Annotated in this window: 15 protein-coding genes and 1 pseudogene; 10 read left to right on the top strand and 6 right to left on the bottom strand. The window is 42.5% G+C overall.

The features are described from left to right. Window positions 1–61: 61 nt before the first annotated feature. Both QZ076_RS01770 and QZ076_RS01765 read left to right on the top strand, forming a co-directional pair. On the top strand, window positions 62–379 hold the full coding sequence (locus tag QZ076_RS01770; protein WP_233577140.1) for a helix-turn-helix transcriptional regulator: 318 nt from the start codon (window positions 62–64) through the stop codon (window positions 377–379). Next, entirely contained in the window at window positions 376–1,485 is a 1,110-nt protein-coding gene (locus QZ076_RS01765) for a type II toxin-antitoxin system HipA family toxin (RefSeq protein ID WP_293709749.1), read from the top strand. Before QZ076_RS01770 ends, QZ076_RS01765 begins: the two co-directional genes overlap by 4 nt. Window positions 1,486–1,667: 182 nt before the next feature. On the opposite strand, the gene glsA is transcribed toward QZ076_RS01765, so the two are convergent. The 5 genes and pseudogenes from glsA to QZ076_RS01740 all read right to left on the bottom strand — a co-directional run. Continuing rightward, window positions 1,668–2,633 carry a glutaminase A gene (gene glsA, locus QZ076_RS01760; RefSeq protein WP_293709747.1) on the bottom strand — a complete coding sequence of 322 codons (966 nt, stop codon included), beginning with the start codon at window positions 2,631–2,633 and terminating at the stop codon, window positions 1,668–1,670. Window positions 2,634–2,641: 8 nt separating this feature from the next. Beyond that, the gene (locus tag QZ076_RS01755; RefSeq protein ID WP_293709745.1) at window positions 2,642–4,081 is read right to left on the bottom strand and encodes a glutamate decarboxylase; all 1,440 of its coding nucleotides are present in this window, start codon (window positions 4,079–4,081) and stop codon (window positions 2,642–2,644) included. 201 nt (window positions 4,082–4,282) lie between these two features. Continuing rightward, a complete protein-coding gene (locus QZ076_RS01750) occupies window positions 4,283–6,046 on the bottom strand; it encodes a RagB/SusD family nutrient uptake outer membrane protein (RefSeq protein ID WP_293709743.1) in 1,764 nt (587 codons plus the stop codon). 27 nt (window positions 6,047–6,073) lie between these two features. Next, complete coding sequence (locus tag QZ076_RS01745; RefSeq protein WP_293709741.1) at window positions 6,074–9,229, bottom strand: TonB-dependent receptor; 3,156 nt, start codon at window positions 9,227–9,229, stop codon at window positions 6,074–6,076. A 195-nt stretch (window positions 9,230–9,424) separates the two neighbouring features. Next, window positions 9,425–10,876 (bottom strand): annotated as a pseudogene (locus QZ076_RS01740) (alpha-L-fucosidase); the annotation flags it as partial. A 367-nt stretch (window positions 10,877–11,243) separates the two neighbouring features. Here QZ076_RS01740 and QZ076_RS01735 point away from each other — a divergent pair. The 8 genes from QZ076_RS01735 (at window position 11,244) to QZ076_RS01700 (ending at window position 20,724) form a co-directional block, all read left to right on the top strand. Next, window positions 11,244–15,185, top strand: a complete 3,942-nt coding sequence (locus QZ076_RS01735) for a two-component regulator propeller domain-containing protein (RefSeq protein WP_365324261.1) — start codon at window positions 11,244–11,246, stop codon at window positions 15,183–15,185. A 59-nt stretch (window positions 15,186–15,244) separates the two neighbouring features. Further along, window positions 15,245–16,480 carry an MFS transporter gene (locus QZ076_RS01730; RefSeq protein WP_293709737.1) on the top strand — a complete coding sequence of 412 codons (1,236 nt, stop codon included), beginning with the start codon at window positions 15,245–15,247 and terminating at the stop codon, window positions 16,478–16,480. 15 nt (window positions 16,481–16,495) lie between these two features. Next, window positions 16,496–17,407 (top strand): DMT family transporter, encoded by a 912-nt coding sequence (locus QZ076_RS01725; protein ID WP_293709735.1) that lies wholly within the window; start codon window positions 16,496–16,498, stop codon window positions 17,405–17,407. A 158-nt stretch (window positions 17,408–17,565) separates the two neighbouring features. Continuing rightward, window positions 17,566–18,012: a DUF4252 domain-containing protein gene (locus QZ076_RS01720; protein ID WP_293709733.1), complete on the top strand. Its 447-nt coding sequence runs from the start codon at window positions 17,566–17,568 to the stop codon at window positions 18,010–18,012. Further along, window positions 18,005–18,517: a sigma-70 family RNA polymerase sigma factor gene (locus tag QZ076_RS01715; protein ID WP_293709923.1), complete on the top strand. Its 513-nt coding sequence runs from the start codon at window positions 18,005–18,007 to the stop codon at window positions 18,515–18,517. The genes QZ076_RS01720 and QZ076_RS01715 overlap by 8 nt, the downstream gene beginning before the upstream one ends. Then, the gene (locus QZ076_RS01710; RefSeq protein WP_293709731.1) at window positions 18,507–18,908 is read left to right on the top strand and encodes a hypothetical protein; all 402 of its coding nucleotides are present in this window, start codon (window positions 18,507–18,509) and stop codon (window positions 18,906–18,908) included. Before QZ076_RS01715 ends, QZ076_RS01710 begins: the two co-directional genes overlap by 11 nt. Before the next feature lie 4 nt (window positions 18,909–18,912). Next, window positions 18,913–19,374 (top strand): DUF4252 domain-containing protein, encoded by a 462-nt coding sequence (locus QZ076_RS01705; RefSeq protein WP_293709729.1) that lies wholly within the window; start codon window positions 18,913–18,915, stop codon window positions 19,372–19,374. Window positions 19,375–19,482: 108 nt separating this feature from the next. Beyond that, window positions 19,483–20,724 (top strand): acyloxyacyl hydrolase, encoded by a 1,242-nt coding sequence (locus tag QZ076_RS01700; protein WP_293709727.1) that lies wholly within the window; start codon window positions 19,483–19,485, stop codon window positions 20,722–20,724. A gap of 437 nt (window positions 20,725–21,161) precedes the next feature. Here QZ076_RS01700 and QZ076_RS01695 read toward each other — a convergent pair. Next, window positions 21,162–21,622 (bottom strand): Rpn family recombination-promoting nuclease/putative transposase (locus QZ076_RS01695; protein ID WP_293709725.1); only part of this gene is annotated, 461 nt, incomplete at its 5' end.

Raw genomic sequence — 21,622 nt, 5'->3', positions numbered from 1 at the left:
ATTTGCATATTATTGATACCATTATAGCATTAATGTTACATATAGCAACTTATTTGATACAATGATGTATATTAAATTTATACCGGGAATTACCCGTAGCGAAGATATAATAACAGAATATGCCGCCCGTATTAAACAGCGCAGGCTCGAAAAGAATCTCTCCAGAAATAAACTGGCAGAGCTATCTGGAGTCAGCGCTGCCACCTTACGTAAATTCGAAGATGAAGGTAAGATATCTCTGGAATCTTTCATTGCTATTGCCGTCGCCCTCGGATACTCCGAAGAGTTGCTGAAATTAATGGAAACACCCCGGTATACAACTATCGAGGAACTGAATGACATCAATACCAATAAATCCAGAAAGAGAGGGAGAATATGATACGTGAAATCTCCAAACTAAATGTATACTATCATGACAGGCTTGTAGGTATGATAGCCATCTCTCCCAAAGGTAACTGTATATTTCAGTATGACAAAAAATGGCTTACTGACGGTTTCTCAATATCTCCCCTAAAATTACCTCTCACAAACCAATTATTTGAAGCGCCTTCAACACCGTTTTACGGCAATTTCGGTGTATTTGCCGACAGCCTGCCGGATGGCTATGGTAGATATTTACTCCATAAGATGCTTTTGAAAGAAGGCATCGACGACTTTACTTTAAATCCACTGCAACGCCTAAGTATTGTAGGCTCAAGTGGTATGGGAGCCTTATGTTATTTACCGGAGACAGCAGTCGGTATATCTAAGAAACTTCCCAGCCTCGACTCCCTACAACAACTGGCAGATGATGTCTTAAATGAAAAATCGTTGGATAACATCGATATTTTATACCACAACAGCGGAAACTCAGGTGGATGTCGTCCCAAATGCCTGCTCAATGTAGATGGTGAATCCTGGTTAATCAAATTCAGGCATACTTATGATCCGTCGGATATGGGACAGAAAGAATATCAATATTCACTTACAGCCAAAGCTTGTGGTATCAATATGCCGGAAACAAGATTGTTCGAAGGGAAGTACTTTGGTGTAAAACGTTTCGACATCCACAACGGACAACGTATTCACACCCTCACCGTAGCCGGATTACTGGACGTGGACTTTCGCTACCCCTCTCTCGATTATATCGCTTTAATGCAGGCAACCAGCTATTTAACCAAGCAGCAATCACAGGTGGAAGAAATGTTTCGTCGGATGGTATTCAACGTATTGACCGGTAATAAAGACGACCATGCCAAGAACTTTGCCTTTTTATATATCAATAACGGTTGGCAATTATCACCCGCCTACGATCTCACCCGCTCGGATGAAGGCTATGGTGGCGAACATACTACGCTTATCAACGGGAAAGGTCTTCCCGATTATAACGATATGATTGAAGCTGGAACCCGTATGCGCCTTCTCCGTAAAAAGTGCAAAGAACTGTTTGATCAGGTATACTCAAATTGTGAAAAGATCATGTTAAAGAAATGGCATGATCTCTAATAAATAGCATGTTTGCCCGCCTTGCGTTTATGTTTCACCAGCGTGTCGGCGTAGGTGAAGAAGGTTGTTTTATCCATAACGATATGGTAATTATAGAAATAATTGAAATATAGTAACCAAACAAGCCTCCCGCCCTCTGAACGAGGGATAAGGAGGCTTGCCAATTAAAAGAATAAACTGTTCTATTCAGTAATTGTTACTCGGTCGCCATTAAAAATGGACAGACCCAGCTTATTCATTATATATTTGATAGCCAACTGAGCTTTCACGGAGTTTCCTGCGCTGTCGATCGGAGGTGCAAAAGCAGAGATACCGAACAGGCCGGGCATTACGCCCATCACACCACCGCCTACACCTGTCTTGGCAGGGATACCGGAAGTATATAACCAGTCGCCGGTATGTTCGTAAAAACCTACGGTAGCGATCAACGAGGTGATCTTTGGCGACAGGGAAGCGTCGAATATCTGTTTTTTCGATACCGGGTTCAGCCCATCGTTGGCAATCGTCGCGCCGCAGATAGATAATTGAGCGGCTGTAATTCCTAACGAGCACTGACGGGTATACAGGTCGAGCGACATATCCGGATCGTCGTAGATACGGTTGTAGTTCTTCAGCAGCCAGGCAATAGAGCGGTTGTTGAAGTTGGTGGCCGACTCCGATTTATAAAGCTCGTCGATCAGTTGCGGTGCACTGCCGCAAAGATCGGTGATGTTGGCTACGATGGCCTCCCATTTCTTCGCAGAGTCGCCGATCGGCTGCACCATACTATCGGCAGTAATCGCACCGGCATTGACCAGCGGAGTGGAAGGATGATCCTTTTCCAGCAGGATCGCCATGATCGAGTTGAAAGGCAAGCCGGTTGCATCGGCACCGATCATTTCCAGCAACTTCTCCGCACCGTACTGACGCAGAGCCAGTATTGCTGTATGCACTTTAGATACCGACTCGATACCAAAACGATATTCGGAGTCGCCCAGCTGGATCACTGTCCCGTCCATCAGGCAAATGCTGATACCGAACAAGTTCTTATCTATATTAGCCAGGTAAGGGATATAATCGGCATTCTTGCCTCCCGTATTCGTCTTAAACTTTTCGTAGGCCTCCTGAGCCGCTTCTTTTATTTGTGAAACGGAAATCTTCTTATCCATACGACAAATTATTTAGTTGATTTAGGAGTTCCTGTATGTGTAAAGACAGAACCTTTGACAGGTTGTTGTCTGTCCTGTGCGATGCGGGTCGGAGTCGGATATTCCAGTTTTTCCAGATCGGTGATGGCATTGCTGATGTCGCCCAGTAACTGGTCTGCCATGTCGCGGCTGAATCCCTGGCGGACAACGATACGCATAACGACCCAGTTTTCGAGGTTTTCAGGTAACGTATAAGCCGGAACCATCCATCCGCTCTGTTTCAGTTTATCCTGCAGGTCGTACAATGTCCATTTAGCAGTCTTAGCATACTCCGGTTTCAGGTACCAGATGAACAGCGGGTTCACCACTTCTTTGCTGTAGTTCTGGAACGGAGCCATCTTAGCGATTTCAGCGTGCAGATAGTCGGCAACAGCCATACTGTTCTGCTGTACTTCCTTATAACCCTGGAAGCCCAAACGGATGAACTGGTAGTATTGTCCCAGTATCTGTGCGGCAGGACGAGAGAAGTTCAAACCGACCTGAGTGATGTTTGCACCTAAATAATTAACACTGAAAGACATGGAGCCCGGCAGGTATTTCTTGTCTTTCCATACAACCCATCCTAAGCCCGGATATACCAGACCAAATTTGTGTCCGGAAGTGCTGATGGAAAGTACCCATTTCAGGCGGAAGTCCCATTTCACTTCGGGTTTCAGGAACGGCAGGATGAAGCCACCGGAAGCTGCATCCACGTGGATACAGATTTCGTAACCTGTTTTTGCATTGTATTCGTCGAGGGCGGCGTCCAAAGCTTCCACATCGTCGTTCAGACCTGTCCATGTAACACCCTGAATAGGAACGATACAGATGGTATTTTCATCACAATACTTCAGGGCTTCCTGCGGATCGAGTGTGATATGTTCCTGTGTCAACGGCACCTGGCGCATTTCGATCTGCCACAATTGGGCGAACTTTTCCCATACCACCTGAAAACCGGCAGAGATAACGAAGTTAGGCTTGTCGGTCGGTTTGCCTTGTGCTATTCTTCTTTCGCGCCAACGCAACCAGGCAGCAACACCCCCCAACATACATGCTTCGGAAGAACCGATCGCCAGGGCACCGGCTTTCCACTGTGCCTGCTCGGGGCTGTTCCACAGGTTAGCCATGATGTTGATACATTTGGCATTCATCACGGCGATACGCGGATACTCAGTTTCGTCGATATAGTTGATGTTGATCGCTTCATTCATCAACTTCGTTGCATAATCATCCATCCAGGTGGTAACGAATGTAGCCAAGTTCAGACGGGGTTGAGTCTGGGCAAAAGTTTCGTCTTTTACCATCTGGTAAGCAATTTCCGGAGTGGTAGGACCATCGGGAATCACATCTACCGGAGCTGGGTGCAACATCGCATTCGAGCCAAAAATAGCTGTTTTGGCATCACCTTCTCTAAAACTTGAATCTTTCATGTCTTTTTGTTTTTAATTATTTAAGAATTGGCGCAACCGACATTCGTGCGTCGATTTGTATGGCAAAAAACAGCTGCTACCGGCAATTGTTCTTTGATTTTGGTTAATTTGGAGTTTATTAATAAGTAAAACACAAGAGAAAACCCCTGCGAACCAAAACAAATGGCTTACAGGGGTTGATTTATCTATAAAGATCCAAGATTAGTCTTCCCAGCCGGGATTCTGTGTTAAATTCTTGTTGATCTGTAACTGATCCTGAGGCAATGGATATAGGTAATGGCGATCAGTCCATTTATAAGTTGTCAGTCCCGGATAAGGTCTGACATATTTCTTTCCACCAATTTCCATCAATTCAACTTTACCTTCTCCAAATGTGTTTTCCGGATAACGTTTTATCACATCGTCATTTACAACGATACCCAACATAATCTTCGGATTATGATTAAAGATAGCTTCAGCAGCTCCCCAACGTATGATATCATCGTAGCGGAAGCCTTCGTTTACCAACTCAATGCGACGTTCACGACGGATTTCCTGAAGTAACGGACTAATTGTATATCCGTAGTTTGGCCAATTAGGATCTGTAAAGCCGACGTTTTCTTTCAGATGAGCCATATCAACACGATCACGCAATTGGTTAATTGTCTGGTCAAGTATATCCTGAGTACATTCTCCCAGTTCAGCTTTTGCCTCTGCATAAATAAGCAATACTTCAGCATAGCGGAAAAGGTACCAGTCAATATCACAACCAGCAGGCTGTTGATAAATCAAATCCGGATGACCAAACTTCATATTGGCATATCCTCCGGGGTTGGCTGCAGGAGCCACAGATGTGGTTCCAGATACACTCACTTTGCCATTATCATAAGAAACCATAGCCGTTTTATTCTGAAATGTCTGGCGCATACGCGGATCGCGATTAAGCACTTCGAGCGTAATTGAGTCGTCGCCCAAATATAATGGACTCATTGAGATGGGAAGACCGTCTTCACACAAATAGCTATCTGCCAAATCCTTACTCATACCGACACCCCATTCTGCCAATACGCGTGGAGTGTTATGCATAACTACATTGGTTATATAAATACGGCATAACACAGCTTCTGGATTGTTTGTCAGGTCTACCTGGTTGAATGCACTGTAATAATACATGGGGAACGTCTTTCCATCAAACTGAGGCAAAGAAGGATCTTTGAAAACTGCTTTATACATCTCAGGCATATCCTGTTTAAAAATACTGAATCCACCTTCATCCATCACTTTTTTAGCAGCTTCTGCAGCTTTACGGATTAAAGCATTCGAATCAATTCCCGGAGTTCCGTGATATTTAGCATAAGTACCTTCATGCAGGCAAACACGTGCCAACATCTGATAAGCAGCCATATTGTGCAAACGACCGGCCGTTACTTTACTTTTTGTTTTCATATTAGCAGCTGCCCACTCCAGATCTTCGATAATTTTGTCGACAATCATTGAACGAGGATCACGTGCCTTATAAAGTAACTCAGTATCGTTAATATTCAGATCTTTATCAAACCAAGGTACATCGCCAAACAGTTTGACCTTCTTGAAATAGTCCATCGCACGAAAAAAACGGACTTCTCCAACATATTGGTTAATATCTGCTTCAGTCCCTTCTGCCGTTTGATAATGGGTCATAAAATAGTTTGCTTTCTTGATTGTTTCCCAATTCCAATTACCAGTATAAGTTCCGTCATTGTTCGAAACCTGATCCAACAACCAGTTATCGGGAATATTACCATAACGGTTGTCACTGACTTTATCGTAAGTAGGATTAGCCGCATCGAAATTTGTATAGAAATTATTACAATATAATTCCAGATCTGTCGTACTTTTCCAGAAATTTACATCAGACAATCTTTCTTCCGGAGTCACATCCGTGAAGTCGCAGGCATTAAAAAAGAATGCTAAAACTGCTATAATTGAATATATTATCTTTTTCATATTTATCAATGTATTACGATATTAGTTTTAGAAAATAACATTTAAACCTAATGAGTACATCCGAGCCAAAGGATATGCGTAAATATTATCTGTCTGCTCAGGGTCATAATCACGATATAGCTTCGTCAAAGTGAACATATTTTCACCTGTGAAATAAACTCTCACATTCTGCATCTTAACTACAGATACCCACTGCTTAGGAAGGTCATAAGACAATGTCAGCGATTTCAGACGCATATAAGCCGCATTCTGCAACGTACCGGTCTGAGTTTGCCTGTTTCCATTACTGTAGCTCTGTCGGGCAATACGGGCATTCGGATTTTCCGGAGTCCAGTAATCCAAAGCTGATTTAAACGGAGCCACTTCGCGACGAGCACCATAGAAGTTCCCTTCGGGAGGAACATCTCGTTTAGCAACTCCCTGGAAGAACAATTGCAGACCAATCCCTTTCCATTGTGCACCACCTGTAATACCAAAAGAATAACGGGGAGTTGTATTACCGATAATCTTCATATCACCCGGATCAGCCACTGTTCCTTTTCCATTCGAAATTTTACCATCTCCATTTAAATCCTTATAGCGGACATCACCGGCATACCATTTTCCACCATAAAGCTGACTTTGATTGGCAGCTGCAGCTTCTTCATCCGTCTGAAAAAATCCATCAGAAGTGTATCCCCAGATTTCACCCCACATCTTACCCGGACGGTTAGCACCAATAGCAGGGTCAGTTACATCAAAGCGGGTAAGTTTCGTTTGGTTGTCTGATAATACAACACCTATGTTATAATATAAATCACAACTCTTAATCACATCATTCCAGTTCAGAGACACTTCCCAGCCGTAAGTCTTCAGATCGGCCGCATTATCACCCGGTTGTCCTGCTCCAAGTACGTTAGGTAGCGGAGCCGGAGAAGTTAGCATGTTCAGAGTATAACGGTTATACCAATCGAATGTTCCTTTCAAACGGTTCTGCAATATAGTGAAGTCAAGACCTAAGTCAACCTGTCTTACAGTCTCCCAGGTAAAATTAGGATTTACAAGCCCTGGAGCTGTAACAGCCACCGGTTGAGAATTACCGAAGATATACTGGAAATTAGTATTTGTAGGCATAGACGGCATGTAATCAAAGTTTCCGATATTCTGGTTACCTAATTCACCATAAGATACACGAAATTTCAGATCGTCCAGAAAACCTTTTGTTCCTTCCATGAATGATTCTTTAGACAAACGCCAAGCTGCCGAGAAAGATGGGAAAAAAGCCCAACGTCCTGAAGATGGGAAACGCGATGATCCGTCATAACGTCCGTTCACTTCTAACAAATAACGATCGTCATAGTTATAATTCAAACGAAAGAAATATCCCTGTATCGCCCATTCCTGGTTTGCATTTTTTACTAATTCATTATCACTGGGAAGATCTTCCGGTATATTAGAATTCCATGAACCGACATTACTTGTGTAAATGTTCATAGTACCCGTAGCCAGTCCTAAAAATGGCAATTCATTATTGATCAGATTTGTACGGCTTACGCCATAACCTGAATACTTTTTGGTTTCCTGATTATAACCGATCATTGCTTTTAAGCCGTGTTTACCCAATTGCTTGGTATAATCTGCATAAGCATTGAATGCTGAATAATAATCTGCATTGTTATACTGGGTTACTCTATTCGGATTAGTATGAGGGAACATTACATATACACCAGGAACAGCAAGATACTCTTTATAACTACGATCATGACGCTTATAATCACGTGAATAATAGTTGAATGTATAATCAGCATTAACAGTCAGACCAGCCATCGGAGTTAGTTTTGCACCTCCTGTAAACCAAAGGTCGTTCGTTAATACATTCGTGCGACCACCCTGGGCAGCCAAAGCCGCGCCATTAGTAATAGACCCCTGGCCTGAATAGTTTCCATCCGGATGGCGGACTGGCAGCAGCGGATTCAAGTCATACCCCAATACTCCTGTATTATAATCATAGTATTTACCTCCGGAAGGACCTTCTGTATCCCCATGAGAATACTTTGTTTTAGCTGAAATTTCCAGCCACTTCGTAATTTCGGTAGTAACATTGATATTTGCATTATATCTACGAAAAACATCATCAGTCAGTTTCATCAAACCTCCTTGATCCATGATACCCAAAGATGCATAATAAGTGGTCTTTTCGGAACCACCGTTGATATCCACATTATATAATTGGTTCACACTATAAGGTTTGATCGTTTCTTTTACCCAGTTGGTATTACCAACATATTGATAACGTTGGTTACCTCCCGTTGGATCATAATAAACAGGTAAATTATTTACAGGATCGTCATAGTAAGCCTGTACACGTTTAATGACATCCGCACTGTACACATCACCACCGCCGGAGTTTCTTTCTACCATATTCATAAAGTTGACATACTCCATAGAGTTCATGGGCTGTGGAAGAACTGTCGGTTGGTTGAATACTACCGTAGCTTTCAAAGATACACGAGGTGCTACATTCTTTTTACCTGATTTAGTCGTAACCAAAATTACACCATAAGCAGCACGAGCACCATAAATAGCGGACGAAGCAGCATCCTTCAATACGGAAATAGATTCCACATCTTCCGGATTCACCAAGTTGATATCCATTTGTACTCCATCCACAAGGATCAACGGAGAACCACCATTGATGGATGTCGTACCACGGATGTTAAACTCAGCACCTTTACCCGGACGACTATTACCTGGGGTAACAACAAGGTTAGGAACTACTCCTTGCAAACCCTGTCCGATATTGACCAACGGACGGTCTTCGAGGACTTTGCTATCTACTGAAGCAACTGCACCTGTCAGGTTCACTTTTTTTACAGAACCATAACCAACAACAACGACCTCATCCAGATTCATCGCATCTTTTTTCATTTTAACGGTAAGAGGTCCCATACTATTTTTCACTTTAATATCCTGAGGAACCATACCTAAATAAGAGAAGGATAATACTTTATCCACTGGAACTTCGATGGTAAATTTCCCATCCACATCTGTTACAGTACCTTGATTGGTTCCTTTAACGGCAACCGCGACACCAATCAGCGGTTCATTACCCGGATCTTCCACAACAATACCACTCACTTTCAGTTGTGCGAAACAAACACAGCAAATTAATGCCAGCAAGAAGGTTGCATAAATTTTTCTCATAAAATTAAATTTAAGTAGAACTAAATACTATTTGATTGTCCGGCTCCCTTTTTGAGTCTTTCATTTATATTTTAGAAGCAAAAGTCAACCGAGACAAAATTCTTAATAAGTCTTACAATACACATCCGATTTTAATCAAAAGTATATCCGAAAATGTTCAGATTCCGCTTAAAAGCAGGATTTTCATTCAACACAATAGGCTTCTATATTAGATATACACAAAGGCCCTCTACTCTCTTCGAAACGGATACGTAACCGATCTGTTCCTACGGTATTGAAGCGAAGTATTCGCTTATAACCAATCGTCGTCGTTTCTTCCCGGGTATCAACAGGAACCCATACATCTCCAACAAAAACCTCCACTACAAATTTCTTTACCCGCTGTCCTAATGGAATATATTCCTGAAGAACCAAGCGATTTATACTCACCTTTTGGGGTAAACAGAAAATGAGAGAAGCACTAAACGTACTATCCCCGGTTGCCCAGTAGGTATCACAATTCCCGTCAGTCAGATTCTTTGTGGAGAACTCCCTGTCACGAGTATCGGAAGCCTTAGGATTTAATCCGGCAAGGAGATCGTCTGCTAGCTCTTTCTGTATTTCCTGATGCCATTGAACAGCGTTTGCCGAGTCAGTCGGGTTTACTTTTCCTGTTTTATCAACAGGAAAATTCAATAATAAAGTAGCATTATGACCTACACTTCGATAATATAGATCTTTCAACTGATCTACCGTTTTAACAAGACTATCTTCACTCTGATGATAAAACCAGCCCGGACGCATCGATACATCGCATTCGGCAGGAGTCCATTGATCACCATCGGCATGCCCGGATGACAACTCCTGATATTTGGGATAACCAGGATACACTACTCCTTTTCTAAGGAAAGACCAATTAGTTTCACCCGCATAACCGCTCTCATTACCTACCCAGCGGCAGTCAGGCCCTCCATCGGAAAAAAGCATGGCCTGAGGTTGAAGTTCGGCGGCCATTTTATAAAGTCGGGCCAGATCATAGTAGTTTTTACGATCTATCTGTCGTGCCTCTTTAGCACCTCCATACCAACCATCACCACCATTCGCACCATCAACCCAGATTTCAAAAACTTTCCCATACTGAGTCATTAATTCATTCAGTTGATTGTAGAAATACTCTACATAGGCAGGACTACCGTAATCAGCTCGATTCCTGTCCCAAGGAGAAAGATAAACAGCAAACTTGATACCGTATTTTTTACATGCGTCGGAAAGTTCGCGTACCACATCACCTTTCCCGTCTTTCCAGGGCGAACTTTTCACGCTATAGTCTGTAAAGACAGAAGGCCACAGGCAAAAACCATCATGGTGTTTTGCTGTAAGTATCACTCCTTTCATTCCTGCTTTTACAAAGGTCTGTACCCATTGTTCACAATCCAGATCCGAAGGATCAAAGAGGCTGGGATCGGCATCACCAAATCCCCACTCCGAGTCAGTAAAGGTATTCATACCAAAATGTACAAAGGCATATGTTTCCATCTTTTGCCATTCCACCTGTTTAGGTTCAGGGACAGGCAACACTAAAGACGGAGGTACTGTCGTTGTACAGGCGGCTAGCAGAAAAAAAGAAAAGGCTCCATACACTAAGGATTTTAAATAAGTTAGATCCATATTCTTCAAGATTAAAAAGTATGGTAGCAAAGATGTTGCATCTGCAGATCTTTTGCATCCGATATTAATCATTTCAGATCAGGAAATGTTCATATTTTAAATATCTACAAGTATATATCAAGAAGAAAGAGTATTCAAAAACGAATAAATTCTATTTTTTTGATAAATAAACACCATAGTCTTAGTAGAACTATGTTATTTACAGACAGTAAGGAGATAATTATCAACCGATTAAGCAGCCACTGCTTTTTATCAAAAGAATATTCCCTTCTATCTGTTTATAAAAATTTAATTGCTAATTTTGTGAAACTAAATCTCTTAATAAGATAATCACTGGTTTTATTTATTAAATAGTTCTACTAATACTATGTTAACTTCTATCAGACAGATAATGAGACATTCCTTTTCAATGACTATTTTTACTATTGTTATAGTTGGCTTTTTATGCAATACTACAATAAAAGCAAATACCGATTACTACTTCCAGCTAATAACAATAGAGAAAGGATTATCCCAATCTACCGTTAACTGCATTTTAATCGATCATAAAGGATTAATGTGGATTGGTACCTCTTCCGGACTGAACAGCTTCGACCGTCATGAAATAAAATCTTATTTTCAGGATCCATCTAATCCAAACAGTCTTCCGGGAAATCGGATATTTTTTATTGCCGAAGATTCATTACATAACCTTTGGGCCGGAACTAATAATGGCTTGGCGAAATACGATAAAGAAAAAGACTCTTTCTCCCCTGTAATTAAAAACAAACCTTTCTTTTCGTACTCTTTTACTCCCGGTGGAATTATATTCGGAGGATATAATACATTCCATCAATATAAGTATCAAACACAAACAATCACAGAGCTCCCCACTATAGGCGATACCTCTATTAAAAATTTTCATCGTATTGTCTACTGGAAAGAGAATATCTGGTTAATATCAGACCGCGGAGGTTCAATTTGGAGTTATAACTCTACCAATCATCTCATTGAAAAAGTCTCTTTCTGTCAAAAAAGCGGAATAGCATCTCTATTCGTCGACAGTAAGCAGAATGTATACGTCTCCCCTTATCGACAAGGAGTTATTTGTTACTCCGCCGAAGGAAAAGAAAAATGGCATCTCACCAGTTCCAACTCTACCCTGACCAACGACATCGTACTGGATATACAAGAGAAAGACGGAAAATTATGGATAGCCACAGATGGTGGGGGTATTAATATCCTAGATGAGGATATGGATATATCTTCTTTAGTACATATTCCCGGCGATATCAATTCCATGCCTGTAAACTCGATCACCTGTTTATATAAAGACGACGAAAGCAATATATGGGCCGGGAGCGTTCGTGGCGGTATCATCGGTGTACAAGAAGTCTTTATAAAAACATATAAGGATGTGGCTTTGGGTAGTACATACGGCTTGAGCGAAAAAACGGTCATCAGTTTGTTTGAAGATAAAGATGGTATCCTGTGGATAGGAACGGATGGAGGCGGCATCAACCGTTATAACCCCTTTGAGAATACATTCCAACATTACCCCAATACCTACAACGAGAAAATCGTTTCGATCACCGATTACTCGGATACGGAGTTACTACTCTGCCTGTATGGTAAAGAACCTTACTTATTCAATAAAAAGACAGGCAGCCGCCGACCATTTATCATTATGAACTCCGAAATAAACCAGAAAATCTATCAGTCACTCTATATCACCTATGCCAACCGGGTATCTAAAAACAAAATATATATTCTGTCAAACTATGCCTATATTTATGATACGGAGAAAAATACTTTCTCATCCTTCAAAACAGATCTGGACTATTTGGGCGGACTGGTATTGATCGGATTTACAGATGACGCCGCCTATCTGATCAATAATAATGAACTATTTGAAGTTCAGCACAAAAATGACAGTCTGCAGGCCATATTTTCGATTAACAAAAACGAGACGATAAAAGCCGCTTGTCGCGACAAAAATGGTAAATTCTGGCTGGGAACAGACAATGGGCTCAGCTGCTACGACTCCAAAACCGGAGTTTACCAAAAAATAGAAACACAACTCTTTTATAATGTTTCGACCCTGCTACTCGACGACGAAAACCGCCTGTGGATCGGAGCACAAAATATGCTATTCTCCTATCACACCGAAAAGAACAAATTTACAATTTGGGGGGAGTCGGATGGATTCCAACCCAACGAGTTGCCTTTTGCCTATCCCCCCACCTCCATTGCCGGAAATATCTACTTCGGCGGAGTATACGGACTGGTCAAAATAAACAAAAAGATATCTATCGAAGACGAACATCCCCTGAAACTCGAATTAATGGATGTATTGGTAGACGGCAGTTCTTTATCTCCCAAACTGCTGGAAACCCAGAAAGAGATTAAAATACCCTGGAACCATTCTTCAGTGGTAATCAAAGTGATCTCCAAAGAAAAGGATGTATTCAGGAAAAGGATTTTCCAATACAATATTGTTGGCCCCAACAGTTCCTATACCGAGTCGTATAGCCATGCCCTCACCCTAAGCACATTGATTCCGGGTGATTATTCAATACGAGTTTCCTGTAATACTAAAAACGGCGACTGGAGTCCCAGTCAGGAGCTACTTCGAATCACCGTCACCCCTCCCTGGTACAGAAACACATGGGTTATTACAGGCCTGCTCCTACTAATCGTCTGTGTCACATTTACTATTATCCGCAATATTATCAGAAGGAAAGAATTAAAACTTTCATTACAGATAAAAGAGCATAAAGAGAAAGCCAGTGAAGAACGTATTCACTTCCTGATAAACATCAGTCACGAACTACGTACTCCACTTACATTGATCTGCGCTCCCCTCAAACGTTTACTGGATGCAAAGAAGCAACCAGAGTCGGAGGTAATGACGCAACAACTAACGAGCGTTTACAACCAGGCCTGTCAGATGAAAAACCTGATTAACATGGTGCTCGACATCAATAAGATAAAAGAAGATAAAAACATCCTGCGCAAAAAGCCGTATCTACTGAACGAATGGATCAAATCGGTCTGTGAAGACTTCAGAAACGAATTCGAAGCCAAACAAATTACGCTGGTTTATCATCTTGACGATACCATCGACACCCTTTCTTTCGACAAGGCAAAATGCGAAATCGTACTGTCTAACCTTCTGATGAACGCACTGAAGTTTACCTTCCCTAATACTCAGGTAACAGTCGCCACCAAAACAATCAGGGAAAACATCCGCATAACAGTCAGCGACCAGGGTATCGGATTAAGTAATGTAGATACCCATAAACTCTTCACACCTTTCTATCAGGGAAACCATGACCAACATGGCAGCGGTATCGGCCTCTCGTATGCCAAAGCACTGATCGAAATGCACAGAGGTAAGATCGGAGCATATAATAATGAAGACAAAGGAGCCACCTTTTATTTCGAATTACCTTTACATGCAGAGCAGGAGGAAAAAACAGATACCTCTATCCTGCTCTATGACAACGGGAATAACATAACCATCCCCGAAGAAACCATCATGACCCAAATTTCTACCGAAAACTATACGGTATTGATTGTAGAAGACAAACAGGAGCTACGCACCTTCCTGAAAAATGAATTATGGGGATTTAAAGCCATCTATACTGCTGAAGACGGCATAAATGCAATGGAAGTTATCCAAAACAAACAGCCGGACATCATTGTCAGCGACATCATGATGCCCCGTATGGATGGATATGAATTATGTAAAAACATCAAACAGAATATCCATACCAGTCACATCCCGGTCATACTGCTTACCGCCCGTGGCGACTCAGACAGTACCCAAATCGGATATAACCTGGGAGCAGATGCTTACATAAGCAAACCTTTCGAACTCGATCTATTGATAACAGTTATCAGAAATCAGTTGAAAAACCGGGAGATCATCAAGCAAAAATACATGGACATCAGCTATGTTGCAGAGTTAAGACCTAACCAACCGAACAATATAGATGAAGAATTCCTGCTTAAACTAAGCAAAGTAATCAATGATAATCTGAATGACTCTAAGCTGGATATTGCCTTTCTGACCGACCAGATGGCAATGAGCCGCACCTCTCTTTACAATAAGATCAAGGCATTGACTGGTATAGGAGCAAACGATTACATCAACCGGATACGCATTGAAAAAGCAGTACAACTACTGACACATTCGCAATTAAGTATCACAGAAATATCAGACGAAGTAGGTTTCGCTTACCAGCGATATTTCAGTACGACCTTCAAACAGATTAAAGGAGTTACACCAACACAATTCAGAGAAAATCTGAAAAGACAGGAGTAAGTCGCTAAACTTTCATTCTCAGCATTTTGTTTATAGAGGAAAACTTAAATGCACAAAATATGAAAGTACAAACCGGACAGGGGACTATTCCTCTTATCACATTGATCGGTATATGGTCTATCTCGGCACTCAACGCACTCCCTGGACTTGCCGTATCCCCCATTTTAGGAAAGCTTTCGACCATATTCCCGGGATCGACTGAGCTCGACATCCAAATGCTCTCATCACTGCCTTCATTGCTTATCATTCCGTTTATAATCCTATCGGGAAAGCTGACTGAAAAGATCAACATTATAAAATTACTACAGATCGGTCTGGTTATATTCTCATTAAGCGGCCTGCTGTATCTGTTATCCGGCAAAATGTGGCAACTGATCGCTGTAAGTGCACTGCTGGGCATAGGGTCCGGATTAATCGTTCCCTTGTCAACCGGGCTTATCTCTCACTTTTTCACCGGTGGATATCGGACAAAACAATTCGGATACAGTTCAGCCATCACTAACATCACCCTGGTAATGGCAACAAGTTTGACCGGCTATCTGGCCGAGATCAACTGGCACCTTCCGTTTGTCGTTTATTTGTTTCCACTGATCTCCATCGTCCTGTCTTACTACCTAAAAAGTAACATGACACTCGATACTTCGGAGATAAAACCGGCCGACGTTATCCTCCCCGATTCCAATCCATCGGACACCGCTTACGGCAAAAGCGGCATACAGGTAAACCACCTGTTGCAGATCATGTCATTCTACGGACTGATCACCTATCTGGTGGTAATAGTCACCTTCAATCTGCCTTTCCTGATGAAATCCTATCATTTTACCAGCGGCAATTCCGGCATTATGATCTCCCTTTTCTTTCTGGCTATTATGACTCCGGGATTCTTCCTGAACCGCATCGTGGCATCGTGGAAAAAGAAAACGAAGTTCTACTGCCTGCTCCTCGTGGCAGCAGGAATGGGACTGATCCTTATTTCGCGTACGGAATGGCTAATCGGACTAGGATGTATCCTGATCGGTTTCGGCTACGGCGTAGTACAGCCCATCGCCTACGATAAAACAACCCGCACCGCGTTACCCAACAAGATCACTCTGGCACTGGCATTCGTCATGTCGATGAACTATCTCGCAATCTTGCTTTGTCCCTTTATCATCGACTTATTCCAGTCTCTGTTCAACGTCAGCTCGCAACAGTTCCCCTTTATCCTGAATATGATCATCGCATTGATCGCCGCTGTATGGGCCTATATAAAACAAGATTCGTTCCTGTTTAACGACAGTTATAAAAAAGCATAAACAACAGTATACAGTATGAAGAATAAAAAGATAGAAGCCAACCTTAGTATGATCGTATCGAAAACCTTTAGCGGTCTGAATGCAAATGCACTTAAATATCTCCTACCCTTATGGATCGCTCCGCTGACAGGTGTTATGTTCCGTTGTGTATTCGCTGCGGCGGTATTCTGGATCATCAGCCTGTTCTGGAAACAAGAGAAGACGACCCGGCGGGAGAAGATCACCCTGTTCCTGCTGGGGGCGATCGGGCTGTACGGCTTTATGTTCTTCTACCTGATAGGAGTCAGCAAGACGACACCGGTATCCAGTTCGCTGTTCAGCAGCCTGCAACCGATCTGGGTATTTATCCTGTCGGTCATCTTCCTCAGGGAACGGATCACGGCGATGAAAGTGATCGGTATTGTAATCGGGCTGGGCGGCGCATTGCTCTGCATCATGACCCAGAAAAGCGACGATCTGGCTTCGGACGCTTTTACGGGCAATATGCTCTGTTTACTCAGCTCGATCGCTTATGCAGCCTACCTTATTATAAGCAATATCGTACTGGGCAAGGTCAGTTCGCTCAATATGTTGCGGTATAGTTTCCTGGGAGCGGCTGTTTCATCCCTGATCGTCATGGCTTTCACCGGTTTCCACGGCCATTTGTTCAGTCATTTCGAATGGCAACCTTTCCTTATCCTGATGTTTGTCCTTATCTTTCCTACCACGATCAGTTATCTTCTGATTCCGATAGGCCTCAAATACCTGAGCACTACGCTGGTCGCTTTATACGGCTACATTATATTGATCGTTGCCACCATCGTCTCCCTCTCCATCGGCCAGGATCGTTTCAGCTGGTACCAAATGATCGCCATCGCACTGATCTGTTCGAGTGTCTATTTCGTTGAAATAGCGGAAAGTAAGGATAAAGCAACCGTCTCAAAATAATTGGACATTGCCCTATTAATACATTGCCGCATTATTTTTTTCTCTTTCTTTGTAACAACTTATTCTCTGTTCCCGTCTACCTTATGAAGCCTCTCCGAAGTGCGCACGAGGAAAGGCTGGAACAAACAGAATTAGTAATCATTTAATTCAATAGAAAGATGAAACGATACTTTGTTATCCTGGCGCTACTAGTGATCTGCCAGGTAGGAAACAGCCAGACAATGAACCAATTGTTCAACGAGTTCTCCAAAATAGAACAGATCAACCATGTCAAGATAGGTAATATAACTATGAAACTTGCCAGTATGTTCACAGAGACAATGGGGGTTAACGGCATCGAAGTACTTGAGTTCGGCGATTGCAAAAGAGAAGTGAAAGAACGTTTTGAGAAAGCAATCAAAGAGTTGAAAGACCCGCTGTTTGAAACGATGGTCACCTCTAACGAAAAAGACAGCCGTACAAAGGTTCTGGTACGCATCGAAAATGATATGATCCGCGAACTTGTAGTCCTTACCACCGGCAACAGCAATGCCCTGGTACGTATCAAAGGCAAAATCAAACAATCCGATATAGATAAAGTGATGAAAGATCATGGGAATGGATAATGAGAGCTTCAAACGAAAGTTCCTTTCCTTCCACCCCAAGCTTTTTCGAATTGCTTATGCACTTGTCGATAACAAATCGGATGCAGAAGATATCCTTCAGGATGCTTACTATAAACTATGGAATAAGCGGGATGACTTGCCCGACATAGAGAATCCGGAAGCCTTCTGTGTCACATTGGTCAAAAACCTCTGTCTCGATTTTCTCCGGTCACCCCAGGCTAACCGCCGGGAAGAAGATATTGAAAGCGTATTTACACTGACCGCCGGCTCCTCACCGGAGAAGGAACTGGAAACAAAAGACAAGGAGCTACAGATCAGGCAGTTGATCAACCGGTTACCCGAAAACCAACGGCAAGTGATCAGACTGAGAGGTATCGAAGATTGCTCGATGGATGAGATAGAACGAATAACCGGCCTGAGTGCCGTAAACATACGCGTGCTACTTTCCCGGGCACGAAAAGTAATCAGGGAACAATTTGAAAAATTATACGGATATGAACGATAAACAGATAGATGAATTAATCGACAAGGTTCTCCAGGAGGATCAGATATTGCCGGAAGGACTTTCCGAGCGGTTGGAACAGCAGATAGATGCCTGGGCTACCACCGAAAAGAAAGAGACGATGCGCTCATCTTTCCGCCGTCGTTCCCTCTATTGGTTCAGCGGAGCCGCTGCCGTCGCACTGTTATGCGTAGGTATCTTCCAGTTTGTCGCCCCCGAGAAGGAAAATCAGCTGGCAGACACGTATACTAATCCGCAGGAAGCCGCCATCGCCGCCCAAAAAGCACTCGCTTTCATGTCTGTAAACCTGAACAAGGGCATCGAACAGGTAAACGAAGCTCAACAGGAAATGAATAAAGTAAACAATATCCTGAACAAACATTTAAAAGACTAACAAGATGAAAACTAAAAATATATTGCTCATTCTCTTTCTGTGCTGCACAAGCATCTGCTTTGCACAAAACAAGCTTTTCGACAAATACTCCGAAATGGATAACGTCACCTCCGTCTATATCTCCAAGAAAATGTTCCAGATGATGCCCAACTTCGAAACCAATGGCCTCAACCTGATGAACATGAAAGGTAAGATAGAAGGCCTGCAAGTGCTCTCGACCGAAGATAACACCAAAAAAGAAAACATGCGCAAAGACTTTAAAGGGCTGATCAGTAAAGACCACGAAGAATTAATGCGTGTAAAAGATGGCAACACCCGTGCTACTTTCTATGTAAAACAAAAAGGAGACTTGATCAGCGAACTTATCATGCTGGCCGACACGGATAAAAGTTTCAGCGTTATCCAGCTAGTAGGAAACTTCACCCTCCAGGACATACAGGAGATCACCCAAAAGATGGATAAATAAAAAAAGAATACATAATAGGCTATCTAACCGCTTCAAAATATTATATTTGCGAAATATAGGGGACCTATCCCTTTACATGAATCAAATAACAAACGAGTGGAGCGGCGTATGGAAATAGAGAGGTTGAAAGTAATGGTCGTTTTGATTACCATGCTTTTCTTGTCTGATATAGCACTTGCAGAAAATAGAAACAATGAGAATGTACCGGGAGGCGGAGTAGACTCCGTTGCTTATTCACGGCGATTGATTCACCGGCTGGGAATCGACGGCCGACCGACTTATATTTTCCCTACCAACTCTTTTCTGCGGGGAGATAACAGGTATAATAAAACAATCGACCAATCGATTTCCGCCCATTTGAAATACTCTTTCCAGTACTATCCGAACAGTTATACCGACCGGATTTACAGAGGTGCTTACCAGGGTATCGGATTGGCTTATTATTCTTTAGAGAGTAAAGAAGAACTAGGAAGCCCGATAGCCCTCTATCTCTTCCAGGGAGCCCGGATCGCTCGGTTCAACCCACGCTTATCTTTTAATTATGAGTGGAACTTCGGAGTATCGTTCGGCTGGAAGCCCTTTGATGAATACGAGAATTCATACAACAAAGTGATCGGATCGAAAATAAATGCCTATATCAACACCAACTTTTACCTGAACTATATGCTTTCGAAGCAGATAGACCTGACAGCCGGTGTAGATTTAACGCATTTCTCGAATGGTAACACCCGGTTTCCAAATGCCGGGCTGAATACGATCGGATTAAAAGTAGGATTGGTATACAACTTCAACAGGAATGGCGATTGCTTCTCCAAACCTTTCTTCCGGTCACCCGTACCGAATTTCCCCCGCCATATCAGTTATGACGTCGTTTTGTTCGGTTCCTGGCGACGGAAAGGGGTATATGTCGGAGAGGGACAAGTTGCCGCTCCAGGGGCTTTTGCCGTAGCAGGATTCAACATTAATCCGATGTATAATTTCGGGTATAACTTCCGGGCAGGTGTATCGTTGGACGGTGTCTATGATGAAAGTGCCAATATTTATGCCGACCAATATTCTTCCGATCGTTTTTACCGTCCGCCGCTCAGTTACCAGATGGCGCTGGGACTTTCTGCCAGAGCAGAGTATGTGATGCCTTATTTCACTGTCGGCATCGGCCTGGGAGGAAATGTGATCCACCGGGGTGGCGACCTGAAAGGCCTTTACCAGGTACTGGCCCTCAAAATCGAGGTTACCCGAAGCTCATTCATCCATATCGGATATAACCTGCAAAACTTCCATACTCCTAACTATCTGATGCTGGGTATCGGATACCGGTTCCATAACAAGTATCCGACGTTTCATAGATAGGAAATAAGTTCATATTATCTACAATTATTCCCAATCATTTACCACTATATATACCATCTTCACCTTTCAATGGAGAGAGATAGAGCGAGGTAAAAGTTTCTATAGGAGAAAACTAAAGTTTAAACAGCAGAAGAACAGATGTAGGCAACTCCTATTAAAAGGACGTTGCCATTTTGTTCCCAGACGATAAAAATAAGGCGGAACAAGCTGATATTATGTTTTTTCTGTATTTTTGCGACTGGATCAAGGCGACTTGTCCAGATTTATTCCGAAAAAAGACGAGTGATAATACTATTGCGGATTTATACAGTGATTTAACAAAGGAACAGAGGTGTTCTATCATTCAATTGTATTCTTATTCAAACTATCAATGATAAATCAGCAAAGTTTCAGAATTATCCGAAGCTTTGCTGATTCAATATTATAGTATAAACCAATTACAATTCTTTTATTTCTTCGATCGACAAACCGGTGCATTGGGCAATCGTTTCAATATTAACTCCCTGCTTTTTCAAGTTTGCAGCAATCTGACGTTGTTCTTCAGCCTTACCTTTGACTAATCCTTTCTCTTCGCCTATCTTGAGTCCTTTTTCCAAACCTCTCTCTTCCGCATAGTCTATCGTATTCTTATAATCGCGATAACGTTTCAGGGCTTCATCATACAGGACACGCTCGTCCTTGCTCAGATTAGCCACATCCGCCACTTCGAGCAGTTTGTCGAAGACGGCTTTTTGTGCTTTGAAGGGCATTCTTTCTAATGTATCCATATGCTTTAGTAAATAGAGCCAACGCTCAAAATCTGTTTCACATTCATCTGCTTCCTTTGTAAACCAGGGAAGCTCCAGATAGACCTGCCGGATCTTGTCGCTAAACATACGTCCGGTGTCGCGGTCTGCCA

This window comes from uncultured Parabacteroides sp. (genome assembly GCF_905196875.1).
GTDB lineage: Bacteria > Bacteroidota > Bacteroidia > Bacteroidales > Tannerellaceae > Parabacteroides.
Note: the sequence above shows the minus strand (reverse complement) of the source record. Positions and strands in the feature narration are given on the sequence as shown.